Origin of the sequence: Saccharothrix tamanrassetensis (genome assembly GCF_014203665.1) — a bacterium.
In the GTDB taxonomy this organism is placed as follows: Bacteria; Actinomycetota; Actinomycetes; order Mycobacteriales; family Pseudonocardiaceae; genus Actinosynnema; species Actinosynnema tamanrassetense.
In genome coordinates this window covers 179,874-204,104 of sequence record NZ_JACHJN010000003.1, presented here as the reverse complement: position 1 = coordinate 204,104, position 24,231 = coordinate 179,874, and the positions used below count along the sequence as shown (strand labels likewise).

At 71.0% G+C, this 24,231-nt stretch carries 18 protein-coding genes, 2 tRNA genes and 1 riboswitch; of the genes, 6 read left to right on the top strand and 14 right to left on the bottom strand.

What is annotated here, in order from left to right:
• The first annotated feature begins 77 nt into the window (after positions 1-77).
• The 3 genes from FHS29_RS10020 to FHS29_RS10010 all read left to right on the top strand — a co-directional run bounded on the left by FHS29_RS10020 (position 78) and on the right by FHS29_RS10010 (position 3,640).
• Positions 78-272: a hypothetical protein gene (locus FHS29_RS10020; RefSeq protein WP_221455737.1), complete on the top strand. Its 195-nt coding sequence runs from the start codon at positions 78-80 to the stop codon at positions 270-272.
• 198 nt (positions 273-470) lie between these two features.
• Positions 471-2,729 (top strand): RNA degradosome polyphosphate kinase, encoded by a 2,259-nt coding sequence (locus FHS29_RS10015; RefSeq protein WP_312864848.1) that lies wholly within the window; start codon positions 471-473, stop codon positions 2,727-2,729.
• Positions 2,729-3,640 (top strand): NUDIX hydrolase, encoded by a 912-nt coding sequence (locus FHS29_RS10010; RefSeq protein WP_312864893.1) that lies wholly within the window; start codon positions 2,729-2,731, stop codon positions 3,638-3,640. Before FHS29_RS10015 ends, FHS29_RS10010 begins: the two co-directional genes overlap by 1 nt.
• Positions 3,641-4,610: 970 nt before the next feature.
• Here FHS29_RS10010 and FHS29_RS10005 read toward each other — a convergent pair.
• The 3 genes from FHS29_RS10005 to leuC all read right to left on the bottom strand — a co-directional run bounded on the left by FHS29_RS10005 (position 4,611) and on the right by leuC (position 7,508).
• Positions 4,611-5,282, bottom strand: a complete 672-nt coding sequence (locus tag FHS29_RS10005) for an HU family DNA-binding protein (RefSeq protein WP_184690294.1) — start codon at positions 5,280-5,282, stop codon at positions 4,611-4,613.
• A 207-nt stretch (positions 5,283-5,489) separates the two neighbouring features.
• Positions 5,490-6,092 (bottom strand): 3-isopropylmalate dehydratase small subunit, encoded by a 603-nt coding sequence (gene leuD, locus FHS29_RS10000; protein WP_184690293.1) that lies wholly within the window; start codon positions 6,090-6,092, stop codon positions 5,490-5,492.
• Between the two features lie 12 nt (positions 6,093-6,104).
• A complete protein-coding gene (leuC, locus tag FHS29_RS09995) occupies positions 6,105-7,508 on the bottom strand; it encodes a 3-isopropylmalate dehydratase large subunit (RefSeq protein WP_184690292.1) in 1,404 nt (467 codons plus the stop codon).
• 69 nt (positions 7,509-7,577) lie between these two features.
• On the opposite strand from leuC, the gene FHS29_RS09990 reads away from it, so the two are divergent.
• The gene (locus FHS29_RS09990; RefSeq protein WP_184690291.1) at positions 7,578-8,279 is read left to right on the top strand and encodes an IclR family transcriptional regulator; all 702 of its coding nucleotides are present in this window, start codon (positions 7,578-7,580) and stop codon (positions 8,277-8,279) included.
• 527 nt (positions 8,280-8,806) lie between these two features.
• On the opposite strand, the gene FHS29_RS09985 is transcribed toward FHS29_RS09990, so the two are convergent.
• The 4 genes from FHS29_RS09985 to gltX form a co-directional block, all read right to left on the bottom strand.
• Positions 8,807-8,879, bottom strand: a tRNA-Glu gene (locus tag FHS29_RS09985).
• A gap of 84 nt (positions 8,880-8,963) precedes the next feature.
• Positions 8,964-9,035, bottom strand: a tRNA-Gln gene (locus FHS29_RS09980).
• A 101-nt stretch (positions 9,036-9,136) separates the two neighbouring features.
• Positions 9,137-9,874, bottom strand: a complete 738-nt coding sequence (locus FHS29_RS09975; protein WP_312864847.1) for an HAD family hydrolase — start codon at positions 9,872-9,874, stop codon at positions 9,137-9,139.
• A 104-nt stretch (positions 9,875-9,978) separates the two neighbouring features.
• Complete coding sequence (gene gltX / locus FHS29_RS09970; protein ID WP_184690290.1) at positions 9,979-11,466, bottom strand: glutamate--tRNA ligase; 1,488 nt, start codon at positions 11,464-11,466, stop codon at positions 9,979-9,981.
• A gap of 88 nt (positions 11,467-11,554) precedes the next feature.
• On the opposite strand from gltX, the gene FHS29_RS09965 reads away from it, so the two are divergent.
• Complete coding sequence (locus tag FHS29_RS09965) at positions 11,555-12,799, top strand: FAD-dependent oxidoreductase (RefSeq protein ID WP_184690289.1); 1,245 nt, start codon at positions 11,555-11,557, stop codon at positions 12,797-12,799.
• Between the two features lie 72 nt (positions 12,800-12,871).
• On the opposite strand, the gene FHS29_RS09960 is transcribed toward FHS29_RS09965, so the two are convergent.
• Positions 12,872-13,642: a fumarylacetoacetate hydrolase family protein gene (locus FHS29_RS09960; protein WP_184690288.1), complete on the bottom strand. Its 771-nt coding sequence runs from the start codon at positions 13,640-13,642 to the stop codon at positions 12,872-12,874.
• Positions 13,643-13,698: 56 nt separating this feature from the next.
• On the opposite strand from FHS29_RS09960, the gene FHS29_RS09955 reads away from it, so the two are divergent.
• Positions 13,699-14,292: a S1 family peptidase gene (locus FHS29_RS09955; protein WP_184690287.1), complete on the top strand. Its 594-nt coding sequence runs from the start codon at positions 13,699-13,701 to the stop codon at positions 14,290-14,292.
• Here FHS29_RS09955 and cimA read toward each other — a convergent pair.
• The 6 genes from cimA to FHS29_RS09925 all read right to left on the bottom strand — a co-directional run bounded on the left by cimA (position 14,273) and on the right by FHS29_RS09925 (position 23,811).
• Complete coding sequence (cimA, locus tag FHS29_RS09950; protein WP_184690286.1) at positions 14,273-15,874, bottom strand: citramalate synthase; 1,602 nt, start codon at positions 15,872-15,874, stop codon at positions 14,273-14,275. The two genes, FHS29_RS09955 and cimA, sit on opposite strands and share 20 nt — an antisense overlap.
• A gap of 216 nt (positions 15,875-16,090) precedes the next feature.
• Positions 16,091-17,071 carry an ABC transporter substrate-binding protein gene (locus FHS29_RS09945; RefSeq protein ID WP_184690285.1) on the bottom strand — a complete coding sequence of 327 codons (981 nt, stop codon included), beginning with the start codon at positions 17,069-17,071 and terminating at the stop codon, positions 16,091-16,093.
• On the bottom strand, positions 17,068-17,832 hold the full coding sequence (locus FHS29_RS09940; RefSeq protein ID WP_184690284.1) for a heme ABC transporter ATP-binding protein: 765 nt from the start codon (positions 17,830-17,832) through the stop codon (positions 17,068-17,070). Before FHS29_RS09940 ends, FHS29_RS09945 begins: the two co-directional genes overlap by 4 nt.
• Positions 17,832-18,854, bottom strand: a complete 1,023-nt coding sequence (locus FHS29_RS09935) for a FecCD family ABC transporter permease (protein ID WP_312864846.1) — start codon at positions 18,852-18,854, stop codon at positions 17,832-17,834. Before FHS29_RS09935 ends, FHS29_RS09940 begins: the two co-directional genes overlap by 1 nt.
• An 81-nt stretch (positions 18,855-18,935) precedes the next feature.
• Positions 18,936-19,071: riboswitch (cobalamin riboswitch) on the bottom strand.
• A gap of 137 nt (positions 19,072-19,208) precedes the next feature.
• Complete coding sequence (locus FHS29_RS09930) at positions 19,209-20,246, bottom strand: 3-isopropylmalate dehydrogenase (RefSeq protein WP_184690283.1); 1,038 nt, start codon at positions 20,244-20,246, stop codon at positions 19,209-19,211.
• Positions 20,247-20,478: 232 nt separating this feature from the next.
• Positions 20,479-23,811, bottom strand: coding sequence for a S8 family peptidase (locus FHS29_RS09925; protein WP_184690282.1), 3,333 nt, complete (start codon positions 23,809-23,811; stop codon positions 20,479-20,481).
• Positions 23,812-24,231: the final 420 nt, after the last annotated feature.

Below are 24,231 nucleotides of genomic sequence, written 5' to 3'. Positions count from 1 at the left end.
ACGGTAATGGGACTATTGCGGAGCGTGTCAGGTCCGCAGCCGGAGCCACCACCCCCGATCGGCTAGCGTTGCCCGCCGTGGCAGAGCAGGCGACGGTGAGCGCGCACCACCCCGACGGTTCGGCGACCGTGCTGCGCGACGACGGGTTGCTCGTCGACGTGCCCGCCGCCGCCGTGGCCGAGGGTGGCTGGCGGACGCTGCGGCCCGGCCAGCGCGTCACGCTCGACCGCGACCCCGACGGCACCGTCCGCGCCGCGCGACGCCCGGTGTGACGCACGGCGCGCGCGTGACTCTCGACTCGCCGCGCCGCACCGGAACGGCCTTGCCGTCCCGCCTGACCGCGCCGGGTGTGCGTGGGCTTCGGCGTCACGAAGAGTTCGGCGGGCCGCCGCGTCCGGTGTGACGCGGAGTTCATCTCGTCGTCGGCTGCGATCAGCGCGAGCCCGCGCGTTGTGGGGAACAATGCATTCGTGAGCACGGACAACACCCCCGAGCAGCCCGCGCCCAAGCGACGCACGAGGACCCCGCGGACGCAACCCGCCGCGAGCGCGCCCCGCCGTCGTCCGCGTCCGGCCGTCCGACGCGGCGGCACCAGCGCCGAGACCCAGCCCGAGACGCCGCCCCGCTCGTTCCCGAGTTCACCGCCCGCCGTCACCGCCACCGCGGCGCAGGCCGACCTGCCCGACGACCGCTACTTCAACCGGGAACTGTCCTGGCTGGACTTCAACGCGCGGGTGCTCGCGCTCGCCGAGGACGCCTCCCAGCCGCTGCTGGAGCGGGCCAAGTTCCTGGCCATCTTCGCCTCGAACCTGGACGAGTTCTACATGGTGCGGGTGGCGGGCCTGAAGCGCCGCGACGAGACCGGCCTGTCCGTGCGCAGCGCCGACGGCCTCACCCCGCGCGAGCAGCTGGCCGCGATCGCCAAGCGCACCCAGGAACTGGTCGAGCAGCACGCCCGCGCGTTCCTCGACCACGTGCAGCCGGAGCTGGAGAAGCACGCGATCAGCATCGTGTCCTGGTCGCAGCTGACCGACTTCGAGAAGCTGCGGCTGTCCAACTACTTCAGCGACCAGGTGTTCCCGGTCCTCACGCCGCTCGCGGTGGACGCCGCGCACCCGTTCCCCTACATCTCCGGCCTGTCGCTGAACCTGGCCGTGACGGTGCGCGACCCGGAGGGCGGCGCGGAGCGGTTCGCCCGCATCAAGGTGCCGGACAACGTGCCGCGCCTGGTGCGCGTGGAGCAGGACCGCACCATCCCCACCGCGACGTTCCTGCCGTTGGAGGAACTCATCGCCGCGCACCTGGGCGAGCTGTTCACCGGCATGGAGGTCATGGAGTGCCACGCCTTCCGGGTGACCCGCAACGCGGACCTGGAGGTGGAGGAGGACCAGGACGAGGACCTGCTCAAGTCGTTGGAGCGGGAGCTGGTGCGGCGCCGGTTCGGCCCGCCGGTGCGGCTGGAGATCGCCGACGACATGACCGAGCACATGCTGGAGCGGCTGCTGCGGGAGCTGGAGGTCGACCCGCACGACGTCGTCCAGGTGCCGGGGCTGCTGGACCTGAGCAGCCTGTGGCAGCTCTACAGCGTGGACCGCAAGCAGCTCAAGGACGCCCCGTTCGTGCCCGCCACGCACCCGGCGTTCGGTGAGCGCGAGACGCCCAAGAGCATCTTCGCGACGCTGCGCGAGGGCGACGTGCTGGTGCACCACCCCTACGACTCGTTCTCCACGTCCGTGCAGCGGTTCATCGAGCAGGCGGCGGCCGATCCGCGCGTGCTGGCGATCAAGCAGACGCTGTACCGCACCTCGGGCGACTCGCCGATAGTGGACGCGCTGATCGACGCGGCCGAGGCGGGCAAGCAGGTCGTGGCCCTGGTGGAGATCAAGGCGCGGTTCGACGAGCAGGCCAACATCAAGTGGGCGCGGGCGCTGGAGAAGGCGGGGGTGCACGTCGTCTACGGCCTGATGGGGCTGAAGACGCACTGCAAGACGTCGCTCGTGGTGCGCCAGGAGGGCTCCCGGATCCAGCGGTACTGCCACATCGGCACCGGCAACTACAACCCCAAGACCGCCCGGCTGTACGAGGACATCGGCCTGCTCACCGCCGAGCCGACCATCGGCGCCGACCTGACCGACCTGTTCAACGTGCTCACCGGCTACGCCCGGCAGGACCACTACCGCAGCCTGCTGGTCGCGCCCTACGGCGTGCGGCGCGGCATCGTGGAGCGGATCGAGCGGGAGATCGAGTTCGCGCGGGCGGGCGAGCCCGCGGGTGTGCGGATCAAGGTGAACTCGCTGGTGGACGAACAGGTCATCGACTCGCTCTACCGGGCGTCGCAGGCGGGCGTGAAGGTGGAGGTGGTGGTGCGCGGGGTGTGCGCGCTGAAGCCGGGCATCAAGGGCCTGTCGGAGAACATCCACGTGCGCTCGATCCTGGGCCGGTTCCTGGAGCACTCCCGGGTGTTCCACTTCGTCGGCTGCGGCGAGCACTGGATCGGCAGCGCGGACATGATGCACCGCAACCTGGACCGCCGGGTGGAGGTGCAGGTGCGGGTGACCGACCCGAAGCTCGTCACCCAGCTGGAGGACATCCTGGACTCGGCGCTGGAGCCGACCACCCGCTGCTGGGTGCTGCAACCCGACGGCGAGTGGGAGGCGTCCCCGTCCGACGGCAGCCGGGTGCGCGACCACCAGACCGACCTGCTGCGCGCGCACCGCGCACTAGGGTGATCCGGGCAGCCGGCGCCGTCCTGTGGCGCGACGGAGCGGTCGCCGTCGTCCACCGGCCGCGCTACGACGACTGGTCCCTGCCCAAGGGCAAGGTGGACCCCGGCGAGACCGTGCCGGCGGCGGCCGTGCGCGAGGTGCTGGAGGAGACCGGGTACACCGCCGTGCTCGGCCGGCACCTGAAGACCGTGGAGTACACCGCGTTCGGCAAGCCGAAGACCGTCGACTTCTTCAGCGCCCGCGTCGCGGGCGGCGCTTTCGCGCCCAACGACGAGGTCGACGAGCTGCGCTGGCTGCCCGTCGGGCAGGCGGCCGACCTGGTCACCCGCGACACCGACCGCGAGGTGCTGGCGGCGTTCGCGGCCGCCCCGGTCGACCTGGCGACCGTGCTTCTCGTGCGGCACGCCAAGGCGGGCAAGCGGGACAACTGGCCGGGCGAGGACGACCTGCGCCCGTTGAGCTCGGCGGGTTGGCGGCAGGCCGCGGGCCTGCGCGCCCTGCTGCCCCTGTGGTCCCCCTCCCGCGTCCACTCCGCACCGCGCGTGCGGTGCGTGCAGACCGTGCAGGGCGTGGCGGAGGACCTCGGCAGCGGTGTGCTGCTGGAGCCCAGGCTGTCCGAGGAGGGCTACTGGCCCGACCGCGAGGCGGCGCTGGTGCGACTGCTGGAGATCGTCGACGGGCCGGGCGTGCCGGTGGTGTGCAGCCAGGGCGGCGTCATCCCGGACGTGGTGGCCACCCTGGCGTCCCTGTCGGGACTGCCGGCGGGCGACGTGCCGTGCAAGAAGGGCAGCGCCTGGCTGCTGGCCTTCCGACGCCCGGAGCCGGGGTGGTCCACTTCGGACACGACCGGCACCTGGCCGCGCCTGGTGTCGGCGCACTACCTCCCCACCCCTTTGGGCGCGCCGAAACCGTAACGGCGTCACGCCTGCTCCGGCCCGGCGAATCGCTGGGCCGTTCGAGTGCCGGTCGTCCGGCGGGCGCTACCGCGCGGGACCGGATCGCCGGTGTCACGGCGGGAAGATTGCGCCGGGCAGGGGGTATAGCACCGGACAGCCGGGTATAGCACCGGACAGATGGGGATCCCGCCGGACGGCAGCGGATCCCGCTGCGTCGCAGACCCGTGCGCCGCGGGCCCGTGCGCCCCCGAACCCGCCGGGGTGGAATGCGCGCCGGGATTGCGCGCCGGGATTGTCGGCGACGGGTGGGACGATGAGCCCCAGGGGGCGCTTCGGCCGGAATGTCGGTGGGGCGTGGGACAATCGAAAGTGGGGGCCGGAGGCCACGGAATGCCTCCCCTTCCGCCTTCGCTCCGCCTTCCCTCCGCCTTCCCTCCGCCTCCGCTTCGAGCGACACCGCGCCGCCCCTGCGGAAGTCCTCACCGGCCCAACGCCGAGTTCGCACGGCTACGCACAAGGGTTCTCACAAGGCCTCGCGCGGGACCGACTCAGTGGCCGTTCATCCGACGTGGAGGGTGGCACGGGCTCTGCGGGGCCAGAAACCGGAGTCAGGCCGTCAGAAGGCACCTGAGGGCCTGTGGAGCGCATAACCGCCCTAACCGCAGGAACGTCGCACCAAGCCCAGCCGGCGCGCGCCGACCACGGGAATTCCTTCAGGAACCCCACAGCCGCGCAATCCGTAGTGAGCCTCACGAACGTCCCACGCTGTCCTCTGGGCGCCTCGCGCCGCGTCCTCGGAACGTCCTCACACCACGTCCTCGGAACATCCCCCGACCACGCCCCAGGACATCCCCGACCCACGTCCCAGGACTCCCCCGACCACGTCCCAGGAACGTCCTCCGGACATGCCTAGGGCCCGGTGCGCGTCCGCACCGGGCCCTGAGCCTGGTTCGACTCTCCTCCTACCGGGCCTTCACCCGGCCGGAGTTCACTTCTTGGCCGCAGGCTTCTTCGCCGCCGGCTTCTTGGCCGCAGGGGCCTTCGCCGCGGTCGCCTTGGCGGCGGCCGGCTTCTTGGCCGCTGCCGCCTTCGGAGCGGCCGTGGTGGCCTTCGCCGTCGATGCCTTGGCCGTGGTCGCCTTCGCGGCGGGGGCCTTGGCAGCGGTGGCAGCGGGCTTCGCGGCCGCGGTGGTCCGGCGGGTGGCCGGGGCCTTGGTCGCGGCTGCCGCCGTGCGCGCGGTGGTGCTGCGCGCGGTGCGCGTCGTCGTGGTGCGCGCGGTGGTGCTGCGGGTCGCCGGGGCCTTGGTGGACGCGGCGGACTTCGCAGCGGCGGCGGGCTTCGCGGCCGCGGCAGCCGGCTTGGCGGCGGTGGCCTTCGGCAGCTTCTTGGTGCCGCTGATGACGTCCTTGAACGTCGAACCCGCGCGGAACGCGGGCACGTTGGTCTTCTTGACCTTCACGGTCTCACCGGTGCGCGGGTTGCGAGCGGTGCGGGCCGCACGGGCACGCTTCTCGAAGACACCGAAACCGGTGATGTTGACCTTCTCGCCCTTGTGGACGCTGCGGACGATGACATCGACGAGACCATCGACGGCGGCAGCGGCGTTCTTCTTGTCGCCAAGGCGCTCGGCGAGCGCCTCGATGAGCTGGGCCTTGTTCACCTTCAGTCCCTCCCAGGACGCTCACGGCCCTAGTCGGGCCGACTGAAGGCCACGGTAAGCCCATATGCAAGGAAATACCAATCGCCACGCCAGATTTTTCGTTGTGGCGTGGGCAATTACGACCTGTCGAGGGACGCCGGAAGGGCCCTCCGACCCCCGGTCGGGACCGGATTCCCGCTGGCAGAGGGGGAATCCGGCCCCTTCGGACTAGCTCACCGGCACCGGTTCGGTGTTCGGCAACCAACCCGGGCGGTTCCGCTCGAACGTGGCGATGTCGTCGGCGTGCCGCAGGGTCAGCGCGATGTCGTCCAAACCCTCCAGCAGCCGCCAGCGGGTGTACTCGTCGATGGTGAAGGGCGCGGTGAAGTCCTTCGCCACAACAGTGTTGCGGGTGAGGTCCACGGTCACCTCGGTGCCGGGCTCGTTCTCCAGCAGCTTCCAGAGCAATTCGACATCGGACTGCTCGCACTGGGCGGCCACGAGGCCCTGCTTGCCGGAGTTGCCGCGGAAGATGTCGGCGAACCGGGAGGAGATGACCACCCGGAAGCCGTAGTCCATCAACGCCCAGACGGCGTGCTCGCGGGACGACCCGGTGCCGAAGTCCGGTCCGGCGACCAGCACGCTGCCCGCCCGGAACGGTTCCCGGTTGAGCACGAACTGCTCGTCGCCGCGCCAGGCCGCGAACAGCCCGTCCTCGAAACCCGAGCGGGTGACGCGCTTGAGGTAGACGGCGGGGATGATCTGGTCGGTGTCCACGTTGGACCGCCGCAGGGGCACGCCGACGCCGGTGTGCGTGGTGAACGCTTCCATCTGACTAGCTCCTCAGACCAGGTCGGCGGGGGACGACAGGGTGCCGCGCACGGCGGTGGCGGCGGCCACGAGTGGCGAGACCAGGTGGGTGCGGCCACCCTTGCCCTGCCTGCCCTCGAAGTTGCGGTTGGAGGTGGACGCGCTGCGCTCGCCCGGCTTGAGCTGGTCCGGGTTCATGCCCAGGCACATCGAGCACCCGGCCTGCCGCCATTCGGCGCCCGCCGCGAGGAACACCTCGTGCAGCCCCTCGGCTTCGGCCTGGGCGCGCACCCGCATCGAACCGGGCACGACCAGCATCCGCACGCCTTCGGCCACCCGGTGTCCGCGCAGGACGTCCGCCGCCGCGCGCAGGTCCTCGATGCGCCCGTTCGTGCAGGAGCCGAGGAAGACGGTGTCCACGTGGATGTCGCGCAGCGGGGTGCCGGCCGTCAGCCCCATGTACGACAGCGCCTTCTCGGCGGCGACGCGCTCGTTCTCGTCGACGATCGCCTCCGGGTCCGGCACGCTCGCGGACAGCGGCAGGCCCTGGCCGGGGTTGGTGCCCCAGGTGACGAACGGCGTGAGGTCGTCCGCGTCCAGGTGGACCTCGGCGTCGAACTCGGCGCCCTCGTCGGTCCGCAGCGACTTCCAGTACTCCACCGCGGTGTCCCAGTCGGCGCCGGACGGCGCGTGCGGGCGGCCCCGGAGGTAGTCGAACGTGGTCTGGTCCGGCGCGATCATCCCGGCGCGGGCGCCGGCCTCGATCGACATGTTGCAGACCGTCATGCGGGCTTCCATGGACAGCGCCTCGATCGCGCTGCCCCGGTACTCCAGCACGTAGCCCTGACCGCCGCCGGTGCCGATGCGGGCGATGACGGCGAGGATGACGTCCTTGGCGGTGACGCCGGGCCGGAGCGTGCCGTCCACCGTGATCGCCATGGTCTTGAACGGTTTCAGCGGCAGCGTCTGGGTGGCCATCACGTGCTCGACCTCGGAGGTGCCGATGCCGAAGGCCAGTGCGCCGAACGCGCCGTGCGTGGAGGTGTGGCTGTCGCCGCACACCACGGTCATGCCCGGCTGGGTCAGGCCCAGCTGGGGGCCGACCACGTGCACGATGCCCTGCTCCGCGTCGCCCATCGGGTGCAGCCGCACGCCGAAGTCGGCGCAGTTCTTGCGCAGCGTCTCGACCTGCGTGCGCGACACCGGGTCGGCGATCGGGAGTTCGATGTCGACCGTGGGGACGTTGTGGTCCTCGGTGGCGATCGTCAGGTCCGGGCGGCGCAGCGGGCGGCCCGCCTGGCGCAGCCCGTCGAACGCCTGCGGGCTGGTGACTTCGTGCAGCAGGTGGAGGTCGATGTAGAGCAGATCGGGCTCCGCACCGGTCCCGTGGCGCACCACGTGCGCTTCCCACACCTTCTCCGCGAGCGTGCGGCTCATCGCAACTCCCAAGATCTGGACGGTCGATAGATCTGGACTTCCCAGACAGTGGGAAGTTAGTATCGGCTTGTGGGACAGCATAGCGGGATCGGCGTGCTGGACAAGGCAGTGGCTGTCTTGAACGCCGTCGCAAAGGATCCGTGTGGGCTCGCCGAGCTGTGCAACCGGACGGGGTTGCCTCGCGCAACCGCGCACCGGTTGGCAGTGGGGCTGGAGGTGCACCGGTTGCTGCGACGGGGTTCGGACGGCCGGTGGCGTCCGGGCGCGGCACTGGCGGAATTGGCGGGCGGGGCCACGGACCCGTTGCTCGACGCGGCGTCCTCGGTGCTGCCGAGGCTGCGCGACATCACCGGGGAGAGCGTGCAGCTGTACCGGCGGGATGGAATGCAGCGGATCTGCGTGTCCGCCGCGGAACCTCCGAGCGGTCTGCGCGACACCGTCCCGGTGGGAGCGAGGCTGCCGATGACCGCCGGTTCCGGCGCGAAGGTCCTCGCCGCGTGGTCCGATCCGGGCACCCAGCGCTCCGTGCTGGTGGACGCGGTCTACGGCGAGCGCACCCTGCTGGAGGTCCGCCGTCGGGGCTGGGCGCAGAGCGTGGCTGAACGCGAGCCTGGCGTCGCTTCGGTCGCCGCGCCGGTCAGGGACAGCAGCGGCGCCGTCGTGGCCGCTGTGTCCGTCTCAGGCCCCATCGACCGCATGGGCCGCCGCCCGGGCGCACGTTGGGCAGCCGACCTGCTGGCCGCCGCCGAAGCCCTACAGTCCCGCCTCTGACGCCTCCACCGGACAACAGAAACCCGACCGTCGCCCCCTGCGGGGACACTCACCCAACCCTCCGGGCCAAGTCAGGCTCACCCCGCAGGGGCTCTCGCCCCACCGCCTCCGGCTCCCGCACCTCAACCTCGCAGGGCCTCTCGCCCACACCTAAACCCTCCAGGGTCTTCCGCCCCCGCCCCCCTTACAGGGCTTCCGCCCCCGCACCCCTCCGAGGCTCCCGCCCCACGCCCCCTTAGGGCTCCCGCCCCACGCCCCCTTAGGGCTCCCGCCCCACGCCCCCTTAGGGCTCCCGCCCCACACCCCTGCGGGGGCTCTCGCCCCCACACCCCTCCGGGGCTCCCGCCCCACACCTCCTTAGGGCTCCCGCCCCACACCCCTCCGGGGGCTCTCGCCCCACACCCCCACCACCCCTCCGGGGGGTCCGGGGGGCTCCGCCCCTCCGGCCGGGGTTCGGGGGTCGGACCCCCGACGCAGAATGCGAAAGATCCCCGTGTCGCAACGCGACACAGGGATCCCCCAATCTGTAGCCCCGATGGGATTCGAACCCACGCTACCGCCTTGAGAGGGCGGCGTCCTAGGCCGCTAGACGACGGGGCCCTAGGTACTCGATCCGCGGATCGAGTCATTCAGTTGTTTTCTGCGCCGCAGTAGCTTACCACATCTATTTCCTACCGCCGGCAGCTGGGGTACCAGGACTCGAACCTAGACTAACTGAACCAGAATCAGTCGTGCTGCCAATTACACCATACCCCATTGGCTTTGCGATCAACTTCCCCGAGATCCGAGCTCCGGGGGGCTGTCCGTTCCGCCGGGAGGAATAGTAGACCAAGTCCCCGGCGGAACGGAAATCGGGGTCAGGCAGACGCCGCCGACAGCTCGCAGACGAGCAGTTCGGGCAGCTCAGCGAGGCTGCTGATGGCGGCGATGCCGGCGGGCAGCGTTCCTTCCCGCGGTCCCTGGCGGTTGAGCCACACGCCCTTCATCCCGGCGTCGCGGGCGCCGATGGCGTCGGCGTGGAGGCGGTCGCCGATGTGCACGGTGTCGCCCTGGGGCACGCCGAGGTCGGCGCACGCGGTGTCGAAGATCACGCGGTCCGGTTTGGCCGCGCCGACCTCACCCGCGATGAGCACGGTGTCGAAGTACTGCGCCAAGCCGAGGGTGGCGATCTTCACGCGCTGGTGCCTGCCGGAGGCGTTGCTCACCGCGGCCAGCGGCAGCCCGGTGGCGCGCAGCCACTCCAGGCACGGCACGACGTCCGGGAACAGCCGCCAGCCGGCCGCCAGCACTTCCTGCCGGTGCAGCTCGCGCCGGGTCGCCTCGGCCAGGTCGAGTTCCTCGCCGAGGGCCGCGAAGAACGCACGGGTGCGGATGTTGCGCATCGACTCGTACTGCAACTCGCCGGCGAGCAGCCGCGAACAGTGTTCGTCCGTGATGCGCTGCCACAGCGTCCAGTTGTCGGCGTTGCCGACCATCGCGGCGAGCGCGGCCCGCGACGAGGTGCTGTAGTCGACGAGCGTGTCGTCCACATCGAGGCTCACCGCGCGGATCTCGCCGGTTCTCCGGAGGGTGAAAGTCGGGGCTGCGGTTGTCACCCAGTGAGGCTAGGTGCGAGCAGCCCTCGTCCGACTCGACCAGAGAGGTGATATCTGGGGGTTCTTGCACGGTCAAGCACCGCTGAACCGTCCGAACGCACCAGTCAGCTTGCCCCGAGCGCACGACGCAATCGGCCGATCGAGCGATCCCGACCGACCAACTCCATCGATTCGTACAGAGGTGGCGAGACGGTACGACCCGTCACGGCAACCCGCACCGGCGCGTACGCCTTGCGGGGTTTGAGGCCGAGACCGTCCACAAGGGACGCCTTCAGCGCCTCCTCGATCGCGCCCGCGGTCCACTGCTCCAACGCCTCCAGAGCGGTGATACTCGCCGTCAGCACCGGCCGGGCGTCCTCGCCCAGCGCCTTGGCCGCCGACTCCTCCTCCGGCACGAACGACTCCTCGTCCGTGAAGAGGAACCGGACCATGCCGGACGCCTCGGACAGCACGACCAGACGCTCCTGCACGAGGGGGGCCACTCCGCGCAACGTGGTCAACTGCTCCTCGGTGGGTTCCACCAGCAGGCCGTCGGCCGCCAGGTACGGCAGCACCCGGCTGACGAACTCCTCCACCGGCAGCGCGCGCAGGTGCGTGGCGTTGATCGCCTCGGCCTTCTTCAGGTCGAACCGGGCCGGGTTGGCGCTGACCTTCTCCAGGGTGAACGCCTCGACCAGTTCGCCGACCGAGAAGATGTCCCGGTCGTCCGCGATGGACCAGCCGAGCAGCGCGAGGTAGTTGAGCAATCCCTCGGGCAGGAATCCGCGTTCCCGGTAGCGGAATAGGTTCGACTGGGGATCGCGCTTGGACAGCTTCTTGTTGCCTTCGCCCATCACGTAGGGCAGGTGCCCGAAGCGCGGGGTGGAATCGGTCACGCCGATTCGCCGGAGCGCGGCATAAAGGCCGAGCTGGCGCGGGGTGGACGGCAGCAGGTCTTCACCGCGCAGCACGTGGGTCACCCGCATGAGCGCGTCGTCCACCGGGTTGGTGAACGCGTAGAGCGGGTCGCCGTTGGCGCGCACCAGGACCGGGTCGGGCGTGGCGCCCGCCTTGAACGTGATCTCGCCCCGGATCAGGTCGTCCCAGGTGAAGTCCTCGTCCGGCAGCCGCAGCCGCAGCACCGGTTCCCGGCCATCGGCGCGGAACGCGGCCTTCTGCTCGTCGGTGAGGTCGCGGTCGTACCCGTCGTAGCCCAGCTTCGGGTCCTGGCCCGCCGCCTTGCGCCGCGCCTCGGTCTCCTCGGGAGTGGAGAAGGACTCGTAGAGCTCCCCCGCCGCGAGCAGCCTCCGCGCGATGTCGGCGTAGACGTCGCGGCGCTCGCTCTGCCGGTACGGGCCGTGCGGGCCGCCCACCTCGGGGCCCTCGTCCCAGTCCAGGCCGAGCCAGCGCATGGCGTCCAGCAGCTGTTCGTAGGACTCCAGGGAGTCCCGGGCCGCGTCGGTGTCCTCGATCCGGAACACCATCGAGCCGCCGGTGTGGCGGGCGTACGCCCAGTTGAACAGGGCGGTGCGGATCAAGCCCACGTGCGGCGTGCCGGTCGGCGACGGGCAGAAGCGGACGCGGACCTCTGGGGTGACTGCGGATGCGCTCATGACCCGATCAGCGTATCCGCCTTGACCGGGGTCGCCGACAGGAGCATCCTGATGTTATTCAACTACCGTTGAAAACGAGGTGGGGATCATGGAGAGGACCGCGGTCGCGGTCGTCGGCGGAGGTCCGGCGGGCATGGTGTTCGCGTTGCTGCTCGCCCGTGCGGGCGTCGGGGTGACGGTGCTGGAGAAGCACGGCGACTTCCTGCGCGACTTCCGGGGCGACACGGTGCACGCGTCCACGCTGACGCTGCTGGACGAACTGGGGCTGGGGCCGTCGTTCGCGGAGGTGCCGCACCAGCTGGTGGACAAGGTGCAGGTGCTGACCGACGGCGGCCTGGCGACGATGGCCGACCTGTCCCGGCTGCCCGGCCCGCACAAGCACATCGCGTTCGTGCCGCAGTGGGACTTCCTGGACCTGCTGGCCGACGCGGGCAGGCGGGAGCCGACGTTCACGCTCCGGATGAACGCCGAGTTCACCGGCCTGCTCAAGTCGGGCGACCGGGTCACCGGCCTGCGCTACCGCACGCCCGAAGGGGAAACCGAGCTCGGTGCCGACCTGGTGGTGGCCGCCGACGGGCGCAGTTCCCTGGTGCGCGAGGAAGCCGGCCTGCCCGTCCACGCGTTCGGCGCGCCGATGGACGTCTGGTGGTTCCGGATCGCCCGTCACGAGGACGAGCCCAACGGGGGCTTCGGCCGGTTCGCGCGGGGCACCGCGCTGGCCATGATCCCGCGCGGCGACTACTTCCAGTGCGCCTTCCTGATCCGGAAGGGGACCGACGCCCAGCTCCGCGCCGAGGGCATCGAGGCGTTCCGCGCCCGCGTGGTGGAGCTGGTGCCGTGGCTGGAGGACCGCATGGCGGGCCTGGGGTCGCTGGACGAGGTGAAGCTGCTCGACGTGAAGCTCGACCGCCTCCGGCGGTGGCACGGCGAGGGCGTGCTGTGCATCGGTGACGCCGCCCACGCCATGTCCCCGATCGGCGGCGTCGGCATCAACCTGGCCGTGCAGGACGCGGTGGCCGCGGCCGCGATCGTCGCCGCACCCGCCCGCCGCGGCCTGATCACGTCCGACGTGCTGGCGAAGGTCCGCCGCAGGCGCTGGTTCCCGACCGTGGTCACGCAGGCGTTCCAGCGCCGCATCCAGGACTCGTTCCTCAAGCCCACGCTGGAGGGCGCGTCCGCCGGCACCACCGGTCGGATGCCGAAGCCGGTGGCCCTGATGCAGCGCTTCCCGTGGCTCCAGACCGTTCCGGCCTACCTGGTCGCGATCGGGCTGCGGCCGGAACACGCGCCCGACTTCGCCCGTCGCGCCCCGGAGAGGATCGAGCGCGGCTGACGCCGGGCGACCAGGCCCGGCGGAGGACCGGGGCGACTCCCGAGCCGGGAGCCGCCCCGGCGCGTGCCGGTGCTACCGCTTCGCGACCGTGTTGGTCAGCGTGCCGAGCCCTTCCACCGTCACCGAGACCGCCTGGCCGGCCGTCAGCGGCCCCACCCCGGCGGGCGTCCCGGTCAGGATGACGTCCAACGGCCGCAACGTCATGACGCCCGAGATGTACTCGATCAGCTCGCCGATGTCGTGGATCAGCAACGAGGTCCGCGCGTCCTGCCTGACCTCGCCGTCGACCTCCGTGCGGATGGCCACGTCGGACGGGTCGAACGAGGTCTCCACCCACGGCCCCAGCGGGCAGAACGTGTCGAACCCCTTGGCCCGCGTCCACTGACCGTCCGCCTGCTGCAGGTCCCGCGCCGTCACGTCGTTGGCGATCGTGTAGCCGAGGACCGACTGCCGGGCCCGCGACGCCGGGATGTCCCGGCCGCCCACGCCGACGACGACGGCCAGCTCGCCCTCGAAGTCGACCCGCTCGGACACCTCGGGGAGCTTGATCTCCGCGTTCGGACCGATCACCGCCGTGTTCGGCTTGAGGAACATCAACGGGTTCGCGGGCACCTCGTTGCCGAGTTCGGCGGCGTGCTCGGCGTAGTTGCGGCCGATGCCGATGATCTTGGGCGGCAGGAACGGGGCCAGCAGCCGGACGTCGGCCAGCGGCCACCTGCGCCCGGTGAAGGTCGGGTTCGCGAACGGGTCGTCGGCGATCTCGACCGCGGTCAGGTCGTCGCCGTCGCCTTCGATCGCGGCGAAAGCGAGGCCATCCGGCTGGGCGATACGGGCAATGCGCACGACAATCACCCTAACCGGCGGCTTGCGGACGCACCCGCCGTGCCTAGCGTCGAACCATGCGAACCCTGCTCGTGGTACTCCTGCTGCTCGTCGCCACGGCGACCCCGGCCGCCGCGGCGATCCCGCTGGAAGCCGGCACCCCGTTGAACCAGAGCGCCGGCGCCCGCTGCGTCAACGGCTTCAACACCGCCGGCCACCTGCTCGTGTCGGTCGCGTGCGCCCGCGCCAACCCCACCCTGCCGGGGATCGGGCCGGTGGTCGCCATCCGGGCCACCTACGCCGTGGTGCGGCTGTCCGACCCCGACAAGTGGGACCAGCTGCCCCGGGTGGCCGGCCACCCGACCGCCGTCACCGGATCCCTGGAGGGCACGGTCGGGTCGTCGGTGTGCGGGATCAGCCGGGTCGGCGGCACCCGCTGCGGCGTCATCCAGGCCAAGAACGCCTCGATCACGTTCCCCGGCGGCACGGTGACCGGTCTGACCCGGACGAGCCTGTGCGTGCACCCCGGCGAGGACTGGGTGCCGGTGGTGGCCGGCGGCCAGGCCCAGGGCCACCTGATCGGCGGCTCCGGGTCCGGCTCGTGCTCGTCCTACTTCTACCCGCTCAGCCGCATCCTGGCGGCCGAGCGGCTCACCCTCGTGACGGCGTAGCGGCGGCCCGCGACGCCTTGTGCACCAAGGCGTCGCACAGCGCCAGCCAACTGGCTTCGACGATGTTCCCGTGCACACCGACGGTGGTCCACTCGCGCTCGCCGTCGGTGGACTCCACCAGCACGCGGGTGACGGCGTCGGTGCCGTGCTGATCGGTCAGGATGCGCACCTTGTAGTCGTTCAGGTGCACACTGTCCAACCAGGACAGGTGCGGCAGCAACGCCTTGCGCAACGCCGCGTCCAGCGCGTGCACCGGCCCGTTGCCCTCGGCGGTGGCGATCACCCGTTCACCGGCCACGTGCACCTTCACCGTGGCCTCGGACACGATCGCGCCGTCCCGGGTGTGGTCGAGCACGACCCGGTAGGACTCCAGGGTGAACGGCGGGGTGTCCGACTCGGACAGCTCGTCCTTCAGCAGCAGCTCCAGCGAGGCGTCGGCCGCCTCGAACGACCAGCCGCCCGCCTCCAGCTCCTTGACCTTCCGCACCGCGCTGGTCAGCGCGTCGGGCCGGCGGGCCAGGTCAATCCCGAGCTCACGTCCCTTGAGCTCGAGGCTGGCCCGACCCGCCATCTCGGTGACCAGCACCCGCATGTCGTTGCCGACGGTGTCCGGATCGATGTGGTTGTACAGCTCCGGATCGACCTTGATCGCGCTCGCGTGCAGCCCCGCCTTGTGGGCGAAGGCCGACGACCCGACGTAGGCCTGGTGGGAGTCGGGTGCGATGTTCGCGATCTCGGCAAGCGCATGGGAGACGCGGGTGAGCTCGGCCAGCGATTCGTGCGGTAGCACCGCCAGGCCGAGTTTGGTCACGAGGTTCCCGACGACGGCGAACAGGTCCGCGTTGCCCGCTCGCTCGCCGTAGCCGTTCGCGGTGCACTGGACGTGGGTGGCCCCCGCCTGCACCGCCGCGACGGTGTTGGCCACCGCGCAGGACGTGTCGTCCTGGCAGTGGATACCGACCCGGAAGCCCGTGCGGGCCACCACGTCGGCCACGGTCTCGGCCAGTCCCAGGGGGAGCCGGCCGCCGTTGGTGTCGCAGAGGACGACGACGTCCGCCCCACCCTCCACAGCGGACTCCAGGGTGCGCAGCGCGGTGTCCGGGTCGAACGCGAAGCCGTCGAAGAAGTGCTCGGCGTCGAGGAACACCCGGCGGCCTTCGTCCACCAGGAACCGGACGGTGTCCCGGACCATGGCGCAGTTCTCCGCCACGTCGGTCCGCAGCGCCCGCTCGATGTGCCGGCGGTCGGACTTGGCGACCAGCGTCACGACCGGCGCCTGGGACGCCAGCAACGCCCTGACCTGCGCGTCCTCCGCGACCTTCACACCGGCCTTGCGGGTGGACCCGAACGCCACCAGCTGCGCGTGCTTCAACGTCAGGTCGCCCGCCGCGGCCCGTGCGAAGAACTCCGTGTCCTTGGGCAACGCCCCCGGCCACCCGCCCTCGATGAACCCCACGCCCAACCCGTCCAACAGCCGTGCGACAGCCAGCTTGTCGGTCACCGAGTAGGAGATGCCCTCGCGCTGGGCACCGTCCCGCAAGGTCGTGTCGTAGACGTGGAAGGTATCGCCGAGGGTGGTCACGAGGGTCTCCTAGAAGAACTCGGAAAACAAAAAGACCCCCCGCAGGATGCGAGAGGTCGGCGCGCCGGGTGCTTGGGATGCACTACCCGGCGCGCTCGGAAATAATGATCACGGCGTGGAGAGCCACGAGCCCGATACTGCCACAGCCCGTCCGCGCCGACCAAGCCACGGACGGGTTGTCCCACACTCTGAGCGCCCGGCAACGCTCGCGAACGCTCAGCCGGACGCCAGGAACCGCGCGAAGGACTCGATGGCGGCGGGGTTGCGCGGGCTCTCGACCAGCGCCGCGTAGGGCAGCACGAAGAACCGCTTGTCCTTCACGGCGGGGACTTCGCGCAGCGGCGGGTACGACTCCAGGAACGCCCGCTTCTGCTCCGGCGTGCTCGCGTCCCCGTCCGCGTAGTCGTTGATCACGATGACTTCCGGGTTGCGCGCCACCACGGCCTCCCACCCCACCGTGGTCCAGCTGTCGTCCAGGTCCCCGAAGACGTTGTCACCACCGGCCTTCCCGATGACGTCCTGCGCGGCGGCGTTGCGGGCGGCGGTGAAGGGCTGGTCCAACCCGCTGTCGTACAGGAAGACCTTCGGCCGGGCCTTGCCCCGCATCAACTCCTCCGCGCCGGCCACCTGCTCCCGGTACCCGGCGATCAACTCCTCGGCCTTCTCCGAAACCCCGAAGATGGTCCCGAGGTTGCGCAGGTCGGTGTAGAGCGCCTCCAGCGGCGGCATGATCCCGCGCTGCTTCCCCACCCCGTTCAGGCACGCCTCGGTCAGCTGGTAGGTGGCGACCCCCATGCCCTTCAACGCCTCCGGCGTGAACCCCGTGCTCTCCGAGAACCCGTAGTTCCACCCCGCGAAGACCAGGTCCGCCCCGGCGCCCTGCACGACCTCCTTGTTGATCTCCTCCGCCAGTTTCGGCACCTTCGCGAAGTCGGCCTTCCACGGCGAACTCGCCACGTCGCCCTGCTGGCTGGTCCCGATGACGTAGCCGGCCATCCGGTCGGCCAGCCCCAGCGCGAACATCAGCTCCGCGATGCCCGTGTCGTTCGTGACGACCTTGCTCGGCACCTTGTCGTAGGTGACCTGCTGCCCGCAGTTCTGCACCGTCACCGCCCGGCCCGCCGACTCCTCCTGCGCGATGGTCGCGCCGCAGCCGGTCGTGGACAGGACGAGGGCGAGGGCGACGAGCCTTCTCACGGGTTGACCTCCTGGTGTTCGAACAACAGTTGCGGTACGCCGCTGGTCGGGTGGGGCACGACGTGCGCCCGCACCCGGAACACTTCTTCGAGCACCTGCGGGGTGAGCACGTCCGCCGGCTTCCCCGCGGCCACCACCCGTCCCGCGTCCAGCACGTGGATGCGATCGCAGTACGCGGCGGCGAGGTTCAGGTCGTGCAGCACCGTCAACACGGTGATCCCCAGGCCGCGCACCAGCCGGAGGACTGCGATCTGGTGGTTGATGTCCAGGTGGTTGGTGGGTTCGTCCAGCACCAGCACCTCCGGTCGCTGGGCGAGGGCGCGGGCGATCAGCACCCGCTGCCGCTCACCGCCGGAGAGGCTCAGGAAGCTGCGACCGGCCAAGTAGGAGGCGTCCATCCGGGACAGTGCGTCCGCGCAGATCCCGCGGTCCTCGGCGGTCTCCCGGTCGAACCCGGTCTGGTGCGGCAGCCGCCCCATCGCCACGACCTCGGCCACCGTGAAGTCGAACTCCACGTGGCTGTCCTGGGTCAGCGCGGCCATGGCGCGCGCACTCTCGCGCACCGGCAGGCCGGCCAGCGGTCTGCCGGCCAGCCGCACCACGCCGCCGGACGGTTCCAGCGCCCGGTACACGCACCGCAGGGTCGTCGACTTGCCGCTGCCGTTGGGCCCGACGATCCCGTGCACCTCGCCGCTGCCGACCGCCAGCGTGATCCCGTGCAGGATCTTCCGCACGGTCACGTCCTGGAGCTCGACGTCCATCACCTGCCCCCGAACACGTAGCCGCGCCCACGCATGAGGAAGACGAAGCACGGCACGCCCAACGCCGCCGTGATGACCCCCAGCGGCAGTTCCTCCGGCGCGGCCAGCAACCGGGCCGCCACATCGACCCAGATCAGGAAACAGGCCCCGGCCAGCGGCGCGACGGCCAGCACCTTCCGGTGGTCGGCGCCCACCAGCAGGCGGACCAGGTGCGGCAGCATCAACCCGACGAACCCGACCGCGCCGCTGACCGCGACCAGGACACCGGTCATCGCGGCGGTCGCCACGAACAGGGCCTTGCGCAGCCGGGCGACGTCCACGCCCAGCGTCGTCGCGGTCTCGTCCCCCATGGACATCGCGTTCAGCTGCTTGGCCCTGGTCTGCAACCAGACCGTGCCCGCCACGACGGTGACCGCGGCCACCGGCAACGACGCCCAGGTGACCCCGCCCAGGCTGCCGAGGAGCCAGAACATCGCCGCCCTGGCCGCTTCGCCCCGCGGCGACTGGAAGACCAGGAGCATCGCCACCGCGGAGAAGCCGTACGCCATCGCGGTCCCGGTCAGCACCAACCGGAGCGGCGTCAACCCGCCCCGGCTCGCGGCCAGGTACACCAGCCCCATCGCGGCCAACGCCGACAGGAACGCGGCCGTGGACAGCGCGTAGATCCCCAACGAGGCGAACAGCCCCATCGTGGCCACCGCCGTGGCCCCCACGCTCGCCCCGGAGGAGATCCCCAGCACGTACGGGTCGGCCAGCGCGTTGCGCACCATCGCCTGGATGGCCACCCCGACCACCGCCAGCCCGGCCCCGACCACCGCGGCCAGCAGCACCCGCGGCAACCGGATGTCCCACACGATCCGATACGGCCCGGCATCGACGGGCTGGAGGACTCCCCCGGTGACGGCCGCCTTCAGCAGCCGCAGGACGTCCCCGAACGGAACGCTCACCGGCCCGAGCGCCACGCCGCACACAACGGAAAGACCCAGGAGCACAGCCAGCCCGGCGCACAGCCGTTTGGTCACCGGTCACCTCTCGGACGGGTGGCCGTGCGGCACGCAGCCCGGGGGACCGGCGCATCCGTCCCGCAGACCACGGCAGGAGTGGAGCAACTTCCGCCGCCTGCGGGTGATCGGGCTCGCCCCTGGGATCGGGACCTACCGTTGCGGGTCAGCGCCGGACTCAGACCGGACTTCCCCCGCGGGTGGCGATGGTGACCCTACGTGCCGGGCAAACCCAAAGCCACCTTCGTGGCTCTGCTCACCCTCCACACCGCCGCCGGCACCCGGTCCAGCCCCCGCGCGCCCCGAAGGACAACCCCGGAACGCGTCGGAGGCCGCCTCGCGAGCGAGACGGCCTCCGACGAGTGCTCCGACCTGTCAGCCGGTCCGGACGTTCGAGCTCACCAGCGCCGCCAACCGGTCGCCCACCGCGTAGGTGGCACCGGGCGAGGCGTGGTCCCGGGTGGCGAGGTCGAACGCCACCGAAGCCTCGATCCGCCGGGCGGGCTCGTGCTCGCCCAGGTGGTCCAGCATCAGCGCCACCGACAGCACCGCCGCCGTGGGATCGGCGATCCCCTGGCCGGCGATGTCGGGCGCGCTGCCGTGCACCGGCTCGAACATGCTCGGGTTGCGCCGGGTCACGTCCAGGTTCCCGGACGCGGCCAGCCCGATGCCGCCGGTCACCGCGGCGGCCAGGTCCGTCAGGATGTCGCCGAACAGGTTGTCGGTGACGATCACGTCGTACCGTGCCGGGTCGGTCACCAGGTGGATCGTCGCCGCGTCCACGTGCTGGTAGGCCACCGTCACGTCCGGGTGCTGGAGCGAGACCTCCTCCACCACCCGCGACCACAGCGACCCGGCGTGGGTGAGCACGTTGGTCTTGTGCACCAGCGTCAGGTGCTTGCGGGGCCGGTTGGCCGCCCGCGCGAACGCGTCGCGGACCACCCGCTCCACCCCGAACGAGGTGTTGATCGAGACCTCGGTCGCGATCTCGTGCGGGGTGTCCTTGCGCAGCAGGCCGCCGTTGCCGGCGTACAGCCCTTCGGTGCCCTCCCGCACGACCACCATGTCGATCTCCGGCGGATCCGAGATCGGGCTGCGCACACCGGGGTACAACCGCGCCGGGCGCAGGTTGACGTGGTGGTCCAGTTCGAACCTCAGGCGGAGCAGAAGGCCGCGCTCCAGGATGCCGCTGGGCACCGAGGGGTCACCCACGGCGCCGAGCAGGATGGCGTCGTGCTGGCGCAGTTCGCCCAGCACCGACTCCGGCAAGAGCTCACCTGTGGCGTGCCAGCGCGCCGCGCCGAGGTCATAGCGGGTGATCTCAGCCGCTGGAACGACCTCACCGAGCACCTTCAGGGCCTCGGCGACGACCTCGGGCCCGATCCCGTCTCCTGGGATCACTGCGAGCCGCATCCACACACCTCCCAGGTATCAGTCCCATTGCGCGGGACTAGTTTCCTTTGCGAAAGGCTACCGGTCGCGGACCCGTTCACCGCACCCGGAACACACTTCAGTGGCCAGTTGTCCCGGTCTGCGGGACACCCGAACGGTTCAGTACCCCCGTTCGGCCGTCACCCGTTCCGCTTAACGGAGCTGGCCGGCCGGGGCAACCCCCGACCGGCCAGAGTGGTGAACCGCCGTGGCGTCAGTCCGCCGAGCGGCCGCTCCTGCCCGCCTTCACCTTGACCACGTCGGCCCTGTCGCCGGTGGCGTTGTGGTGGTTGAGCACCAGCAGGCTGTCCGAGCCGTCCGCGGCCAGGGCCGCGGCGTCCCGGTTGACCACCAGCGCGGTGCCCGGTCGGGCCTGGTAGGACAGCGCGGCGTCGCCGCCGCCCTGCACCCACAGGCCCGGCTTGAGCGGGTCGAACGACGACGGCGTGTCGATGGAGTCGATCAGGCCGTTCGACGCGCCGGGCGCGACGTAGAAGCCCGACACACCGGTCGTGTACGAGATGCGCCGCGTGTCCGCCGCCGGGTCGATGTCGAGCGCGCTGAGCAGCACCGGCAGGACGACCACGTTGGTGTCGAACACGTTGGTGTCCACGTCGCCGAACTGGCCGTTGACCGCCTGGACGTCCACGGTCTGGCCGTTGGCCAGGTTCACCGTGACGGCCACCAGCAAGTCGGTGTCGGTCAGCTTGTTCGCGTAGACCTCGTAGTCCGGCACGCCGTCACCCGTGGTGTCGATGTCGACGAACGGGATCGTGTTGTTGCCGAGGTTGTACCAGTTGCCCCAGGTGGCGATGCCGAACGCGAGCAGCGCCTTCTCCGGCTCGCCCTGGGCCTTGGCCAGCGGCGCGGTGGACGTGACGCCCACGTACCGCAGGTCGCCGCCCTTGGCGGTGTCGTTGAGCGTGCAGTTCGTCGTCACGTTGCGGCGGCACTCGCGCAGCTTCGGCGAGGACTGCTGCAACTCCAGCACGCTGACCAGCGACTTGTACGCACCCTGGTTGACGCCCCGGCCGCTGAGGTTGAGCACCGACTGGGCCGCGTCGCCGCGGAAGGTCACCCGGTCCGGCGTGTTGATGTCGGCGGCCGGCTTCGGCGCCGAGTACACCGGCACCCGCAGGGCGACCGCGGAGCCGCTCTTGGGCGTGAACACGACCCGGCCCGACGCGTCGGCCAGGAACTGGCGCGGCAGGTCCAGGTGGGTCGCCTCGACCGTCGGGTCGACCGTCTTGCGCAGGTCGCCCGGCTTGTCGATCTTCAGCGTGACCTTGACCTTCGCCACGCCGCGCGGGCTGAGCCGCACCGTGCTCTGCGAGAGCTCGTAGCGCACGCCCGGGATGGTGGTCAGGGCCTGGTAGTCGACGGTGTAGTCGACCCACTTCGTGGACTTGTTGACCACCTTGATCGTCTTGGACAGCGCCACCGGCTTGGTCACCTCGACCACGCCGAACGAGGCGCTGACCGCGCCCGGGTCGTCCTGCACGTAGGCCAGCACCTGGTTGTCCAGGGCCGCCCTGCCGTCGATCCGGCCGGCACCGACGCGGTTGGGCGCGTAGGTCTTGCCGTCGGCCTTCACGTCGGCGGACGCGCTGTTCATGATCGCGGCCTTGACCTCTTCCGGCGTCCAGTCCGGGTGGGCCTGGCGGACCAGCGCGGCGATGCCCGAGGTGTGCGGGGCCGCCATCGAGGTGCCGCTGCTGACCGACGTCTTGTTGCCCGAGCCGACCTGGGCGGAGGCGATGGTGTCACCGGGGGCGGCCACGTCCGGCTTCACGACCGGGCCGCGCACGCCGCGCGAGGTGAACGAGCTGGGCGTGTCGGTGATCGCCTGGTCGTAGGTGGGCAGCACGGTGCGCAGGTCGCCCGCGAGGCGCACGGTCAGCGTGCCGGCGGCCAGCGCCGGGCGCACCGAGGCGGTCGCCCCGCCGGTGAGCTGGATGACCGGGATGGCCGCGTTGCCCGCGATGCCCGCGCTGAAGTGCTCGAGGGTGGAGCTGAACACCGCGCCCACGGCACCGGCGGCGGTCACGTTGTTCGCCCGGCCACCGGAACCGCAACGCCGACTGGCGTCGTTGTCGTCCCACTCCAGCCAGGCGATCTTGCCGGCGACGGCGGCCGAGTCGGCGGCCGACAGCGGCTGGCAGCCGTCCTTGTTGGCCGGGTCGCCCAACGGCACGACCAGGCCGGTGACGGACTTGCCCTCGTAGTCGTAGTTCTGGCTGTACTGGCCGGACTTCCGGCCCGCCGCGGTGGCCGGGGCGGTCACCTCGGCCGCGTCGCGCAGCACGTACGCGTCGCGGGTGGACGCCACGGTCAGCGACTCGGGGGTGCTGCCCGGCGCGCCGCCGATGTCGTACAGGTCGCCGCCGTTGCCCGCGGCGAACACGGTGACCACGCCGGAGGCGTTGACCTTGCGCACGAACAGCGAGTCCGGGTCGTCCGGGGCGCCGTAGTCGGAGCCCAGCGACAGGTTCACCACGTCGAGGTGGTCGGAGAAGTCGCCGTCGCCGTCCGGGTCGAGCGACCAGTCGAGGGCCTGCGCGGTGACGTTGGTCGAGCCGTCGCAGCCGAACACCTTCAGCGCGTACAGCAGGGCCTTCGGCGCGGTGCCGGGGCCGATGCGCATCGCGTTGAGCGTCTCCGGGGTGAGCTTGGTGTAGTCGCCCTTGAAGGTGGAGCCGTCGGCGTTGACGCCGAAGCCCGCGGAGGTGCCGGCGACGTGCGAGCCGTGGCCGTTGCAGTCGATCGGGTTCGGGTCCGGCTTCGGGGTGTTGACCGCCGGGTCGGTGCTCGCGCCGTCGTAGGCGTTGCCCACGAAGTCGTAGCCGCCGACGACCTTGGCGGTCGGGAAGTACGAGGCGTCGACCTTGGTCTCGTCGATCGCCCGGAACGCCTCGATGGTGCCCGGACCGCCGAAGTCGGCGTGGGTGTAGTCGATGCCCGTGTCGATGATGCCGATCCGGGTGTCGTCACCGAGCCTGCCGTACTGCTGCCACGCCTTGAGCGTGTTCGTCAGCTGCACCGCGGAGGAGTTCTGCCGCGACTTCGGCACCACCGTGCGCACCGACTTGACGTCCGCGCGCTGCGCGAGTTCGCGCACCTTCGTGGCGTCGGCCGTGACGACCACACCGGGCACGCCGTTGGTGGTCCGGTAGACCTCCTTGGTGGAGGAGTCCTTGCCCCTGAGGTCCGTCACCACGGAGTCGACGACCTTGGCGGTGTCGTTCTTCGTGGCCTTGGCGGCGTCCTTGGCCTGCTGCTTCGTCGCGCCCTGGCCGGTCTTCTCGGCGTAGGTGTCGACGGCCGGCTTGGCCTCCAACTCCACGAACGCGGTGACCTTGCCCTGCGCGGCGGACAGCCGCTTGCCCACCTTCAGCTGGAGGTTCCTGGCGTCCAGCCCGTTCGCGGCGGCGACGGACGGCGCCAGTGGATCTTCCGCGCCCTGCGCGGTGCCTGCCGTGGCGCCCGCGACGAGTATCGCGGCCAACACCGGTACGGCTGATCTGGCGACAACGCGAGATCGGCTCACAACTTGCCCCAACCGAGGCCTGATACGACCCGGCAGGCAGCGTCGCATGCGTCCGGTAGGGGGTGGAGCTGCCCGCGTGGTGCCGTGCCCTCTACGGCACCGGGTCAACCTCGTGGGTGGAACCTAATCGGTCCACTCACCCGATCAATTAGACCGAAAGAGTGACGGCACCCACAGATTTGACAATCAACGGTCAACCCACCCGCCGCCACGACCAGCCCCAACACCACAGGACGACCCGAACACACCCCCACCATCACCGTACGTAAGTTCGACCCCCTCGCCCCCTCACACCCCCACCCCCCACACCCGCCCCCTCACACTCGCCCCCGCCCCACGCCCCACACTCCCCCGCCTCCAGTACCTCCCCTGGTACCCGCCACGCGAGGCCGCGTCGGCAGGCCGACCCCGATTTCCGGC